General features: G+C 70.1%; 12 protein-coding genes. All 12 read right to left on the bottom strand.

Going from position 1 to position 13707, the window contains the following annotated elements; translation table 11 throughout:
- Window positions 1-117: 117 nt before the first annotated feature.
- A complete protein-coding gene (locus CP976_RS15100) occupies window positions 118-900 on the bottom strand; it encodes a TIGR03936 family radical SAM-associated protein (protein WP_150480829.1) in 783 nt (260 codons plus the stop codon).
- A gap of 48 nt (window positions 901-948) precedes the next feature.
- Window positions 949-2136: a hypothetical protein gene (locus CP976_RS15105; protein ID WP_190146793.1), complete on the bottom strand. Its 1188-nt coding sequence runs from the start codon at window positions 2134-2136 to the stop codon at window positions 949-951.
- Window positions 2137-2234: 98 nt separating this feature from the next.
- Window positions 2235-2573, bottom strand: coding sequence for a GNAT family N-acetyltransferase (locus tag CP976_RS15110; RefSeq protein WP_229875213.1), 339 nt, complete (start codon window positions 2571-2573; stop codon window positions 2235-2237).
- Window positions 2574-2621: 48 nt separating this feature from the next.
- The gene (locus CP976_RS15115; protein WP_003990215.1) at window positions 2622-2852 is read right to left on the bottom strand and encodes a helix-turn-helix domain-containing protein; all 231 of its coding nucleotides are present in this window, start codon (window positions 2850-2852) and stop codon (window positions 2622-2624) included.
- The gene (locus tag CP976_RS15120) at window positions 2852-3349 is read right to left on the bottom strand and encodes a DUF2975 domain-containing protein (RefSeq protein WP_150480830.1); all 498 of its coding nucleotides are present in this window, start codon (window positions 3347-3349) and stop codon (window positions 2852-2854) included. The genes CP976_RS15115 and CP976_RS15120 overlap by 1 nt, the downstream gene beginning before the upstream one ends.
- Window positions 3350-3659: 310 nt before the next feature.
- The gene (locus CP976_RS15125) at window positions 3660-5624 is read right to left on the bottom strand and encodes a TIGR03960 family B12-binding radical SAM protein (protein WP_150480831.1); all 1965 of its coding nucleotides are present in this window, start codon (window positions 5622-5624) and stop codon (window positions 3660-3662) included.
- A gap of 87 nt (window positions 5625-5711) precedes the next feature.
- The gene (locus CP976_RS15130) at window positions 5712-7217 is read right to left on the bottom strand and encodes a CYTH and CHAD domain-containing protein (protein ID WP_150480832.1); all 1506 of its coding nucleotides are present in this window, start codon (window positions 7215-7217) and stop codon (window positions 5712-5714) included.
- Between the two features lie 55 nt (window positions 7218-7272).
- Window positions 7273-8475, bottom strand: a complete 1203-nt coding sequence (gene rodA, locus CP976_RS15135) for a rod shape-determining protein RodA (protein ID WP_150480833.1) — start codon at window positions 8473-8475, stop codon at window positions 7273-7275.
- Window positions 8472-10718 (bottom strand): penicillin-binding protein 2, encoded by a 2247-nt coding sequence (gene mrdA, locus CP976_RS15140; RefSeq protein WP_150480834.1) that lies wholly within the window; start codon window positions 10716-10718, stop codon window positions 8472-8474. Before mrdA ends, rodA begins: the two co-directional genes overlap by 4 nt.
- A 148-nt stretch (window positions 10719-10866) precedes the next feature.
- On the bottom strand, window positions 10867-11538 hold the full coding sequence (gene mreD, locus CP976_RS15145) for a rod shape-determining protein MreD (RefSeq protein ID WP_150480835.1): 672 nt from the start codon (window positions 11536-11538) through the stop codon (window positions 10867-10869).
- A gap of 13 nt (window positions 11539-11551) precedes the next feature.
- Window positions 11552-12499, bottom strand: a complete 948-nt coding sequence (gene mreC / locus CP976_RS15150) for a rod shape-determining protein MreC (protein ID WP_150480836.1) — start codon at window positions 12497-12499, stop codon at window positions 11552-11554.
- A gap of 144 nt (window positions 12500-12643) precedes the next feature.
- A complete protein-coding gene (locus CP976_RS15155) occupies window positions 12644-13663 on the bottom strand; it encodes a rod shape-determining protein (RefSeq protein WP_006133575.1) in 1020 nt (339 codons plus the stop codon).
- Window positions 13664-13707 lie beyond the last annotated feature (44 nt).

Below are 13707 nucleotides of genomic sequence, written 5' to 3' on the forward strand. Positions count from 1 at the left end.
CCGTACGCCGAATGCGTACGGCCTGGCGAAAGTCTTCTGGTCGGTACGCTGCCCGACCCAGGTGGCTCCCGAGTCCGAGGGCGGCGCTACGACGTCCGTCCCTACGCGGAACCTTCCTTACGCCGACGCCGTCGCGGCGGCAGTCGGTTCGGCCGTTGAGTGGGCCTCCGCTGCCTCGCGGTCGGGCGCGAGCGGGTCGGTCACCGTGCCGGTCTCTTCATCGAACAGCCCCTGCGCCAGCCTGGTCACCGCTGCGGGGACCGGCGGCGCCAGGTCGGCCACGGCGCGGAGACCGGACAGGACGTCGTCGGGTCGTACGGCAGGCGTCACGTGCCGAACAACCAGCCGCAGTATCGCACAGGGCTGGTCGGTCGGCCTATCAACCTGGGAACTCTGCGTTTCTGCGAGGTCGCGGATCTCCAGGCCCACGACGGCGGAGCGGGCGTCGAAGGTACGGACGCCGTTCTTCATGAGGCGCTGGACCTCGACGGTCTCGGCCGCGTTGAAGGCGTCCACCGCTCGGCGGGCGTCCTCCTGCAACACGCCGTCCAGTCGCAGCTCCCACACGGAAGCCGTCAGCCGGTCGGCGAGGCCCGAGGTACGGGCCTCGACCGCCTCGACGATGTCGAGCCCGGTGGGCATCGACTCGTCGAGGAGGGCCCTGAGCCGCTCCGGGTCGCGGGGCGCGGTGAGTGCGATCTCCAGGTACTCCGCCTCACTGCCCGTGCCGGTGGGTGCGGCATTGGCGTACGACACCTTCGGGTGCGGTGTGAAGCCCGCCGAGTAGGCCATCGGCACCTCGGCACGGCGCAACGCACGCTCGAAGGCGCGCTGGAAGTCACGGTGGCTGGTGAACCGGAGGCGGCCGCGCTTGGTGTAGCGCAGTCGGATGCGCTGCACCGCGGGTGCGGGCGGCGGGCCTTCGGGCTGTCGCTTGCCCAGTGTCGTTCAGTCCTTCGTGAGAGCGGTCGTACTTCTACCAAGAGTACGTGCCTCGCGGCCCGAAGGTTCCCCGAGGTCGACCGGCTGCGGCCGCGCCGGCTCCCCGAAGAGCATCCGCCGGAAGTCGGCGCGCGCCTGGCGTACGGACTCCCGGGCGGAGGCCAGCGCCTGCCGCGTGGCCCGTCCCACACTGCGGACGGCCTCGGCGACGGGCCGCAGGACGGCGTCCCGCACGACGTGCCCGACGGGCGTCAGGACGCTTCGGTACACCCAGCGCACCGGCTCGACGAAGATCCACCGGAAGAGCGTCGCGAGGAACCGCCCGACGGCGAGCGAGACGTACCCGGCGACGCGCCAGGCGTGCCCGAGGGCGTCCCGGACCTCGCGTCCGATGACGGCGAGGACGCGTCCGACCGGGGCGAGGACCCAGCGCCAGAGGGCGAGCGCGGGCAGGACGAGCAGGATCCGGGCGATCCAGTAGAGGGCCGTCCCGATGCCGGTGACGATCGTGCTCACCAGCCACACGAGCCCCTTGCCGCACCAGACGATCGCCCGCCCGACGGGCGCGAGCACCCACGTGTACAGCCACACGGCGGGTACGACGACCAGGTACCGGGCGAGCCACGCCACCACGGCGTACACACCGGCCCCGACCGCGGCGAGCACGGCGCCGAGCCCCTTCAGCACCCACATGACGGCACGCCCGACCGGCGTGAGCAGATACGAGTACACCCAGCCGAGCGCGGCGCCGACGCCCCTGGCGACCCCGGTGGCGACCCACGCGATCGCGTGCCCCACCGGCGTCAGCACGTACCGGTAGAGCCACACCAGAGGCACGACCAGGAGCACGTTCCCGAGCCACCCGAGCGCCTTGGCCACCGGCACGACGACATACCGCCACAGCCCCACGAACGGCCAGACGAACACCGCCCGTCCGAGCCACAGCAGCGCCCGGCCCAGCGGCCGCAGCAGCACGTCGTTCAGGAACCGCCCGGCCACGACGAGCGCGTCCCACACCATCCGCATGGGGACGACCAGCACCAGCACGACGATCCGCACGGGAATCCGGATCGCGACGGCGAGACACCCCTCGGGCGCCGCCTCACGCACCGGCGGCGCGGACGGTTCGGGCGCCCGTTTCCGCAGATCGACTCGCGTCTCGGAGCCCTCTCGGGCCGACTTCTCCAGATCCATACCGTCGTAGACGCCTCAGCGCCCCGTCCGGCTCCAGCACCGCACAGCCCCGCCCCGTTCTTCCGCAGATCCTCCACCTGGAGTCATGATCATACGGTTCACGCGCCCGCGACCCGAGCCTGCAGCAGCCGGGGCGACTCCTGGAAACCGCACCGCGCGTACGCGGGGATCGCCCGCCGGCTCGAGTGCACGGTCACCCGCTCCAGCCCCGAGGTCGCCGGAGGTCCGCCGCGGCGCCCGCGGCGTGGGCACCCGCTGGACCACCGCCAGCCAGGCCATGCCGATGACGACGCCGTCGTCGTCACGCACGACCACCATGCACCGATGCAACCCGCGTTGCCCCGGGCCCAGTCGACGAAGTGCCGTACGAACTCCTCGTGTTCGCCGAGGTCCTCGCCGCCGTTCTCGACGAGCCACTCCCAGCGAAGTGCCGCCACGGCCCGCCAGTTCGCCGGACCGAGCCGGGCGGATGCTGATGTTCTCCATCAGGGCATTGTCCGGTCGGCGGCCCCGTCCGCCTCCCACCGCAGCAGATCCCCCGGCTGGCACTCGAGGACCTCGCAGAGGGCGGCGAGGGTCGAGAAGCGGACCGCCTTGGCGCGCCCGTTCTTGAGGACCGCCAGGTTGGCGGGGGTGATGCCGACGCGTTCCGCGAGTTCGCCCACGGACATCTTCCGCTTGGCCAGCATCACGTCGATGTCGACGGCGATCGGCATCAGATGACCTCTTCCAACTCGGCCTGCATCCGGGCCGCTTCGATGTCCCGTGCGACGGCCTGCGCGAGCAGCATCCGCAGGACGAGCACGACCAGCGCGACACCCAGCACGGCCACGCCGGCCCCGCCCAGCAGCAGTACCACCCCCGGAGCGACGGCCTCGCCCGGCGCGAGGACGACCCCGAGGGCGAACACCAGGCAGGCCGCGGCCACGAAGGCACCGATCACGATGTGCACGTACCGGAATGCGGCGAGGGAGAACACCGTCCCGCGACGCACCATCGTCACCAGCCGCCACACACAGACCAGGACGACCTGGGCGGTCACGACACCCAGGACCAGGGTCACGAGGATCGGCGTGCGCAGGTACGCGTACTCGGGCTTGAGCCCGTTCATGTCGATGGCCAGCAGCGGGACCATCACCCCCTGCACGAACAACGACCCGGCGAGCAGCACCACGAGCACCACACGCAACGCCGCCACGGCCAGCTTCCCCATCGCCACTCCTTCGATCGAGCTACGATGGAAATCTATCGAAAATCGATATGCAAGGCAATGGGGCGTCGACCCTCGACGTACATGGCACCCCCCTGGCGTACACGGCTCCCCCAGCACATGGCTGAACCGGGGGAACCTGAGCCGGGCCGGCCCCCAAGGGGAACGCCGCCGACCCCGCCTGCCCAGCGGGTCCCCCGAACGACCGGCCTCTCACCTGCCGACCCGGCCTGCCGGAGAGAAAGAGCCCCCTCCGAGTCGAAGGGGGCTCCCAGTACGGCGAGACGGTTTCGATGCCGCCGCCGGACGACCGTCAGTGCGCGTGACCGCTCGGCGCCGGTGCCGCGTCCTTGACCGTCAGCGGCAGGAGCTTCTTGCCCGTCGGGCCGATCTGGATCTCGGTGTCCATCTGCGGGCAGACCCCGCAGTCGAAGCACGGCGTCCAGCGGCAGTCCTCGACCTCCGTCTCGTCGAGGGCGTCCTGCCAGTCCTCCCAGAGCCAGTCCTTGTCGAGGCCGGAGTCCAGGTGGTCCCAGGGGAGGACTTCCTCGTACGTGCGCTCACGGGTCGTGTACCAGTCGACGTCGACGCCGAAGGGGGCCAGCGCCTTCTCGGCGCACCGCATCCAGCGGTCGTACGAGAAGTGCTCGCGCCAGCCGTCGAAGCGGCCGCCGTCGTCGTAGACCGCGCGGATGACGGCGCCGATCCGGCGGTCGCCGCGGGACAGCAGGCCCTCGACGATGCCGGGCTTGCCGTCGTGATAGCGGAAGCCGATGGAGCGGCCGTACTTCTTGTCGCCGCGGATCTTGTTCCGCAGCTTCTCCAGGCGGGCGTCCGTCTCCTCCGCCGAGAGCTGGGGCGCCCACTGGAAGGGGGTGTGGGGCTTGGGGACGAAGCCGCCGATCGAGACCGTGCAGCGGATGTCGTTGGAGTTCGAGACCTCGCGGCCCTTGGCGATGACCTTCGTCGCCATGTCGGCGATCTGGAGGACGTCGTCGTCGGTCTCCGTCGGCAGGCCGCACATGAAGTACAGCTTCACCTGACGCCAGCCGTTGCCGTACGCCGTCGCGACGGTCCTGATCAGGTCCTCTTCCGAGACCATCTTGTTGATGACCTTGCGGATGCGCTCCGAGCCGCCCTCAGGGGCGAAGGTGAGGCCGGAGCGGCGGCCGTTGCGCGTGAGTTCGTTCGCCAGGTCGATGTTGAAGGCGTCCACGCGGGTGGACGGGAGGGAGAGGCCGATCTTGTCGTCCTCGTAGCGGTCCGCGAGGCCCTTTGCGATGTCGCCGATCTCCGAGTGGTCCGCCGAGGAGAGGGACAGCAGGCCCACCTCCTCGAAGCCCGTCGCCTTCAGGCCCTGCTCGACCATGTCGCCGATGCCCGTGATGGAGCGCTCGCGGACCGGGCGGGTGATCATGCCGGCCTGGCAGAAGCGGCAGCCGCGGGTGCAGCCGCGGAAGATCTCCACCGACATGCGCTCGTGGACCGTCTCCGCGAGCGGCACCAGGGGCTGCTTCGGGTACGGCCACTCGTCGAGGTCCATCACCGTGTGCTTGGAGACCCGCCACGGGACACCGCTGCGCTTCGGTACGACTCGGGCGATACGGCCGTCCGGCAGGTACTCGACGTCGTAGAAGCCGGGCACGTACACCCCGCCCGTCTTCGCCAGGCGGAACAGCAGCTCCTCGCGGCCGCCGGGGCGGCCCTCCGCCTTCCAGGCGCGGATGATCGCGGTGACCTCGAGCACGGCCTGCTCGCCGTCGCCGATCACCGCGCAGTCGATGAAGTCCGCGATCGGCTCGGGGTTGAACGCGGCGTGGCCGCCGGCCATGACGATCGGGTCGTCCAAGCCGCGGTCCTTGGCCTCCAGGGGAATCCCGGAGAGGTCCAGGGCCGCCAGCATGTTGGTGTAGCCCAGCTCCGTGGAGAAGGACAGGCCCAGCACGTCGAAGGCCTTCACGGGCCGGTGGCTGTCCACCGTGAACTGCGGGACGCCGTGCTCCCGCATCAGCTCCTCGAGGTCCGGCCACACGCTGTAGGTGCGCTCGGCGAGGACGCCCTGCTGCTCGTTGAGCACCTCGTAGAGGATCTGGACGCCCTGGTTGGGCAGGCCGACCTCGTAGGCGTCCGGGTACATGAGCGCCCAGCGGACGTCACAGGAGTCCCAGTCCTTGACCGTGGAGTTGAGTTCTCCGCCGACGTACTGGATCGGCTTCTGCACGTGCGGGAGCAGAGCTTCGAGCTGCGGGAACACCGACGCAGCGACTTCGGCAGACATGTCGCGCACCTTCGTGAGCTGGACTGAACGGACAGGGTGACCATCCAGACTAACGCGACCGGGCCGCACCTCCGTACGCGCGGGAGATCACAGGCCCGCCACCCCGCCCTTGGTCCGCTCCCAGAATCCGGGCAGCTCGCTCTCCACGCGCACCGCCCGCTGCTCCTCGCGCTCGTGGAGCAGGCCGTAGGTGAAGGCGCTCTCCCCGGCCGCGTGGGCGACCGCCGACAGTTCGCGCAGTGCCTGCCGGGCCATCACGCTGTCCTGGTGCTCGCCTAGCAGGGTCTGGAGCGCCTTCATGGACTTGACCAGGTCCTTGGCCGGCTTGCCGAGGGCCGGTCGGGCGGCCTCCGCGGCGTAGCGGGCGCGCTTGGTCTTCTTGCGGGCCTCGTGGATCGCTACATCGCGGTCGGTGCCGGGTTCCAGTTCCACGGCCCGCTCGACCAGCCCGGCGACCTTGCGGACGTCCTTCTTCACGGCCTTGGCGATCGGCTTGCGGGGCTTCTTGCCGGCCGCCTTCCCCAGGGGCGGGCCGGCGATCAGCGCGTCCAGGGTGTCGAGCAGGGCGAGGTAGCGGCGGGAGTCCAGGACGCCGATGAGCCGGCCCCGGGCCCCGCCGTGCTCGGTTCTCGCCCAGGTGTGCAGCCGCTGTGCGACCGGGCCGCGGACCAGGGTGGTCGGCACCTCGTCGAGGGCCGCCGTGAGCCGTTCGGTCAGCACCTCGCGGTCCCGGTCCAGTCCCAGCTCACCGGCCAGCCATTTCAGCTCGTCGCCGACGGGGTCGGTGACGGTCCGGTCGAGGATCTCGCCGTAGGACTTGAAGGTGCTGCGCAGCCGGCGGGTGGCCACGCGCATGCTGTGCACGGAGTCCTCGGCGTCCCGCCGCACGGCCGGGTCGAGCTCGACGATGGCGTCCCGCTGGGCGCGCACGTAGGCCAGGACGTGGTCCGAGGCGGTCACCGGTTCCCCGGCCGGGGCGGACGCGCGCCGCTGGTGCGGTGCCGTCTCCGCCAGGGCCCGCGCCAGCTTCGACGCCGAGGCCGACGGCCGTATGCCCGCCTTGCGCAGCCGCTTCTCCACCTTGTCGAGGAAGGCGGGGTCTCCCCCGTCGGCGAGCTCCACCTCGATCTCCGTCCACTGCGCTTCGCCGCCGCCGGCCGTGAGCCGGTCGGCCCGTACGGCGTCGACGCTGACCTCGGCGAGCAGCCGGCCGTCGGCGTCTACGAGGTGGCGTACGTCGCGGTCGGAGCGCAGCCGGACGACGGGCAGCAGTTCGCGGTGGCGGACGCGGGAGCGGACGAGCCCGGCGAGGTCGCCCGGGAGGGTGTCGGAGAGCGGGGCCTGGATCTCGTCGCGGACGCCGGGGGCGACGGGGAACTTCAGATGCCAGCCCGCGTCCGAGCCGCCGGTGCGGCGGCGCAGGGTGACGGACGACGCGGCGAGGCGTTCGTCTGCGGTGTCGTAGTAGGTGGCGTCGAGGTGGGCGACGCCCTTGTCGAGCACGGCCGCGACCCCGGCGACACCGGTCAGGTCGGGGAGTCCGCTGTCCTCGGACTCGTATTTCCGCTCGATCTCGCGCTTGGTGTCCGCCATGGACCGAATCTAGTGGCCACGGGGGCGGGGCGGCAGGGGGCCACCCCGCCGGTGTTCACGCCGACATCGGGCGCTGGACCCGGATGGACTGCAACAGACCGACCGCTATCCACACGGCGAACATCGACGAGCCGCCGTACGACACGAACGGCAACGGCAGTCCGGTGACCGGCATGATGCCGAGCGTCATGCCGATGTTCTCGAACGTCTGGAAGGCGAACCAGGCGACGATGCCGGCGGCGACGATCGTGCCGTACAGGTCGCTGGTCTCCCGGGCGATACGGCAGGCCCGCCACAGGACGATGCCGAGCAGCAGGATGATCAGTCCGCCGCCGAGGAAGCCCAGTTCCTCCCCGGCCACGGTGAAGACGAAGTCCGTCTGCTGCTCGGGCACGAACTGGCCGGTGGTCTGCGAGCCGTGGAAGAGGCCGGAGCCGGTCAGGCCGCCGGAGCCGATGGCGATGCGGGCCTGGTTGGTGTTGTAGCCGACGCCGGCCGGGTCGAGCTCGGGGTTGGCGAAGGCGGCGAAGCGGGCGATCTGGTAGTCGTCGAGCACCCCGATCTGCCAGACGGTGATCGCGCCGATGGCGCCCGCGCCGAGCAGCCCGAACACCCACCGGTTGGTGGCGCCGGAGGCGAGCAGCACGCCGAGCACGATGATGACCATCACCATGACCGACCCGAGGTCGGGCATGAGCATCACGATCACCATGGGCACGGCGGCCAGGCCCAGAGCCTGCACGACCGTGCGGTGGTCGGGGTACTGCCTGTCGCCCGCGTCGACTCTGGCCGCCAGCAGCATCGCCATGCCCAGGATGATCGTGACCTTCACGAACTCCGAGGGCTGGAGGGAGAAGCCGCCGGGGAGCTTGATCCACGAGTGGGCGCCGTTGATCGTGGAGCCGAGCGGGGTGAGCACCAGCAGGATCAGCAGGACCGAGAGGCCGTACAGGATCGGCACGGCCGTGCGCAGCCCGCGGTGGCCGAGCCAGATCGTGCCGGCCATCAGGGCGAGGCCGATGCCGGTGTTCAGCAGGTGCCGGACGAGGAAGTAGTACGGGTCGCCCTGGTTGAGCTCCGTGCGGTTGCGGGTCGCCGAGTACACCAGGAGCGTGCCGAGCAGCGACAGGGCCGTCGCCGACAGCAGGATCGGCCAGTCGAGGCGCCGCGCCACCGAGTCGCGGGCCAGGAGCCTGGTCCAGCCGGAGCGCTCGGGGCCGTAGCCGGAGACCTGGAAGCTGTTCACACCGCCGGTCATGTCGGCAACCTCCGGCTTCCCCGCCGGCGCCGGCGCCTTCGGGTGTCACGGTTCTCCGGCGTCGGCGGGGCCGCCGTCGCCGGCTGGAGCGGGTCGGCCGGGGCGTTCGGGTCCTTCTTCTTCGCCTCCTGGTCCTTGGCCGGGTCCTTGGGGACCTTCGGGGAGGCGATGGTGCCGTCCGTCTTGACCTTCGGCAGGGTCTTCTGCGGGGTGGGCAGCAGCGCCTTCTTCGGGTCGATGTCGCCGTCCGGGGAGACGCCGTACAGCGCGTTGTAGATGTTGCGGACAGCCGGGCCGGAGGCTCCGGAGCCCGTACCACCCTGGGAGATCGTCATGACGACCGTGTAGTCCTTGGTGTACGTGGCGAACCAGGAGGTGGTCTGCTTGCCGTAGACCTCCGCCGTACCCGTCTTGGCGTGCATCGGGATCTTGTCCTGCGGCCAGCCGCCGAACCTCCAGGCGGCCGTACCGCGGGTGGCGACTCCCGCGAGGGCTTCGTGTATCTCGTTGCGCGTCTTCTGCGTCATCGGGAGCTTGCCGTGCGCCTGGGGCTTGATCGGTGTGACCGTCTTGCCGTCTGCGCTGATGACGGCCTTGCCGACCGAGGGGGTGTACATCGTGCCGCCGTTGGAGATGGCTCCGTAGATCGTGGCCATCTGGATCGGCGTGACGAGCGTGTCGCCCTGGCCGATGGAGTAGTTGACGGAGTCACCGGCGCGCATGCGGTTGCCTTCGAGGCAGTTCTCGTAGGCGATCTTCTCGGCGTAGCTGCCGTTGCGCTTGCCGGTGCGGCACCAGGCGTCCTTGTTGGCCTTCCAGTAGTCCAGCTTCCACTTTCGGTCGGGGACGCGGCCGGTGACCTCGTTGGGCAGGTCGATGCCGGTCTCCTTGCCGAGGCCGAACTGGTGGGCGGTCTTGTAGAACCAGTCGTTGGTCTTCTTCTTCGGCTTGGTGCCGCCGTCGCGCTTCCACTCCTCGTGGGAGAGCCGGTAGAAGACCGTGTCGCAGGAGACCTCCAGGGCGCGGCCGAGGCTGATCGGGCCGTATCCCTTGGACTCGAAGTTCTTGAAGACCTGGCCGCCGATCGAGTACGAGCTGGAGCACTGGTAGGGGCCGTTGAAGGAGTAGCCCGCGTTGACCGCGGCGGCCGTCGGGATCACCTTGAAGATGGAGCCGGGGGCCGACTGGCCCTGGATCGCGCGGTTGAGCAGCGGGTAGTTGGAGCTCTTGCCGGTGAGCCGCGTGTAGTCCTTGGCGGAGATGCCGCCCACCCAGGCGTTCGGGTCGTACGTCGGGTTGGAGGCCATGGCGACGACGCGGCCGGTCTTGGCCTCCATGACGACGACGGCGCCGGAGTCGGCCTTGTAGTTCGTGCCCGTGTTGCGGTCGTGCTGCTTGCGGGCCTCCTTCATCGCCTCGTTCAGCTGGTACTCGGCGATCCGCTGGACGCGGGCGTCGATGCTGGTGACGAGGTTGTCGCCGGGGTGGGCCGGGTCGGCCTCGGCCTGGCCGATGACGCGGCCGAGGTTGTCGACCTCGTAGCGCGTGACGCCGGCCTTGCCGCGCAGTTCCTTGTCGTACTGGCGCTCCAGGCCGGAGCGGCCGACCTGGTCGGAGCGCAGGTACGGCGAGTTGGTGTTCTGCGCCTTCTTGATCTCCTCGTCGGTGACCGGCGAGAGGTAGCCGAGGACCTGGGCGGTGTTGGCCTTGCCCGGGCTCGGGTAGCGGCGCACGGCCTGGGGCTCGGCGGTGATGCCGGGGAAGTCCTCGGCGCGCTCGCGGATCTGGAGGGCCTGCTTGGGGGTGGCCTCGTCGGTGATGGGGATGGGCTGGTAGGGCGAGCCGTTCCAGCAGGGCTGGGGCGTCTCGGCGTCGCACAGCCGGACCTTCTCCTGGACCTCCTTGGGCTTCATGCCCAGGACCGATGCGAGCTTGGTGAGGACGTCCTTGCCGTCGTCCGGCATCTTCAGCAGGTCGGTGCGGGAGGCGGAGACGACCAGTCGCGTCTCGTTGTCGGCGAGGGCCACGCCGCGCGCATCCAGGATGGAGCCGCGGACGGCCGGCTGGACGACCTGCTGGACGTGGTTCCCCGACGCCTCCTTGGCGTACGCCGCGCCCTCACGGATCTGGAGGTACCACAGGCGTCCGCCGAGGGTGAGCAGGAGGGAGAGGACGAGGACCTGGATGACGACGAGCCGGATCTGGACCCGTGAGTTCCGGCCGGTCTCGGGAATGTTGGTCACTGCGGCCGCCTCCCCCTCTCGGTGCGCGTACGGATGTGCGGGTACGAAGGTGTCTCCGGGCACGCGTGTGCGGATACGAGTGAGGAACGACGGGCCCCGGAGCCGGCGTTCCTACCGGAGCGGCGCGTTCGGGTGAACTTCCCTGCCGTCACAGCCGCTTGACCCCCTTGATGCGCCCCGCCCGCGCCATCCGTGCCCGGGCCGCCTTCACCCGCAGCCCGTTCCGCTGGCTGCCGATCCTCAGACCGGTGCCGCCGGAGAGCCAGCCGGAGGAGATGTCCGTGGTCTTGGCCGCGGAGCCGGTCTCGGCGAGCGGATCGTTCTCGGCGCGTCTGGCCAGCGCCATGACCCCCGGCACCACGAACGGGGCGAGCAGCAGGTCGTACAGGGCGGCCGTGAAGAGCAGGCTCCCCAGGCCCACATGGCGGGCGGCGGTGTCACCGACGAGGGCACCGACCCCGGCGTACAGCAGGGTGGAGACCAGGGCGGCGGCGACCACCACGACCATGGGGCCGGTCGCGGACTTCAGCCGGCCCGTCTCCGGCTTCACCAGGCCCGCGAGATAGCCGATGACGCACAGCACGAGGGCGTAGCGCCCGGCGGCGTGGTCGGCGGGCGGGGCCAGATCGGCGAGCAGGCCCGCGCCGAACCCGACGAGGGCGCCGCCCACATGGCCGTACACCAGGGCGAGGCCGAGGACGGTGAGGAGCATCAGGTCGGGCACGGCGCCCGGCAGATGGAGGCGGGCGAGGACGCTCACCTGGATGACCAGGGCGACGACGACCAGGGCGGAGGAGAGCAGGATCCGGTTGACGCGCATGAAGTGACAGCTCCTACTGCTCTTGCTGGTTCTGGCCGTCCGCGGGGGCCTCGGCGGACGGCGTCACGGTCACCGTCACCGTCGGCCTGGGGGTCGGCTTCGGCTTGGGCGGGAGCACCGTGTCGCGCGGGTCCTTCTTCGGGGCCTCGACGACGACACCGACGATGTCGAGCTTGCTGAAGGCGGCGTACGGCGTGACGTAGAGCGTGCGGGTCAGCCCGCCGCCGGACGGGTCGACGCGGGAGACCACGCCGACGGGCACTCCGGGCACGAACGGCCGGTCGGCCTGCGAGCCGAAGGTGACCAGACGGTCGCCCTTCTTCACCTCCGCCTTGCCGTTGAGGAGTTCCACGCGCAGCGGGCGGTCGCCCTGCCCGGAGGCGAAGCCCAGTTCGTCGCTGGCCTCCATCCGGGTGCCGACCGTGAAGTCGGGGTCGCTGGCGAGCAGGACCGTGGCGGTGTTGGGTCCGACGGTGGTGACCCGGCCGACGAGCCCGTCCCCGTTCAGGACGGTCATGTCGCGTTTGATGCCGTCGTTGGCGCCGACGTCGATGGTGATGGTCCAGGAGAAGCCCTGCGCGGCCCCGATGGCGATGACCTCGGCGCCCTTGATGCCGTACTGGCCCTGGCCGGAGATCTTCAGCATCTTGTCGAGCTGCTTGAGGCGGCTGCGGCTGCGGTCGTCGCTGCCGAGCCGCGCCTTCAGGGCCGCGTTCTCCTCTTCCAGCACGGCGAGCCGGTCGTGCCGCTCACCGGAGTCCCGGACGGCGGAGACCGCGTTGCCGACCGGGTCGACCGCGGCCGACACACCGCTCTCGATCGGGCCGAAGACCGTCGCCGCGCCCTGCCGGGCACCGTCGACCGGGGAATCCTCCCCACCGCGAATGTCCACCGTGATCAAAGCGAACGCGATGGCGATCAGCAGCACCAGGAGCAGCCGGCTCTCTCGTGTGTCCCTCACGTGCGGCGGCCGTGCCCTTCCTCATAGGAATTCGGGAAGCCCCAGGGAAACCCGAGGGGCTGCATTGTGGGAGCTTATGCATCTATATCAACGATCCGCCGTACGAGAGGAGATCGTCCCGTACGGCGGAATCGAAGAGTTACGTCATCTGCGCGGCTGGGCGTCCAGCACCTGCTGGAGCGCCTCGAACTCCTCGACGCACTTTCCGGAACCGAGCGCGACGCTGTCCAGGGGGTCCTCGGCGATGTGGATCGGCATGCCGGTCTCCCGGCGCAGCCGCTCGTCCAGGCCCCTGAGCAGCGCTCCGCCGCCGGTCAGAACGATTCCTCGGTCCATGATGTCGCCGGACAGCTCCGGCGGACACTTGTCGAGGGTCGTCTTGACGGCGTCGACGATCGCGTTGACCGGCTCCTCGATCGCCTTGCGGACTTCCGCCGCGGAGATGACGACGGTCTTCGGCAGCCCGGAGACCAGGTCCCGGCCCCGGATTTCGGTGTGCTCGTCGGTGTCCAGGTCGTACGCCGAACCGATCGTGATCTTGATCTGCTCGGCCGTGCGCTCACCCAGCAGGAGGGAGTACTCCTTCTTGATGTGCTGGATGATCGCGTTGTCCAGTTCGTCGCCCGCGACACGGATGGACTGGGCGGTGACGATGCCGCCGAGCGAGATGACCGCGACCTCCGTGGTGCCGCCGCCGATGTCGACCACCATGTTGCCCGTGGCCTCGTGGACCGGCAGGCCCGAGCCGATGGCCGCGGCCATGGGCTCCTCGATGATGTGCACCTGGCGGGCGCCGGCCTGGGACGACGCCTCGATGACGGCGCGGCGCTCGACACCCGTGATGCCCGAGGGCACACAGACGACGACCCGCGGACGAGCCAGATACCGCCGCTTGTGGATCTTCAGGATGAAGTAGCGGAGCATCCGCTCGGTGATCTCGAAGTCGGCGATCACACCGTCCTTCAGCGGACGAACGGCAACGATGTTGCCGGGCGTGCGCCCGATCATCTTCTTCGCTTCGGCACCGACCGCGAGGATGCCACCGGTGTTGGTGTTGATCGCGACGACGGACGGCTCGTTGAGTACGATCCCGCGACCCCTGACGTACACCAGCGTGTTGGCGGTCCCGAGGTCGACAGCCATGTCACGGCCGATGAACGACATTGAGTTCCCCATCAGGATTCGTCTGGCCTTCCCACTAGCTTTTG

Origin of the sequence: Streptomyces coeruleorubidus, assembly GCF_008705135.1 — a bacterium.
In the GTDB taxonomy this organism is placed as follows: domain Bacteria; phylum Actinomycetota; class Actinomycetes; order Streptomycetales; family Streptomycetaceae; genus Streptomyces; species Streptomyces coeruleofuscus.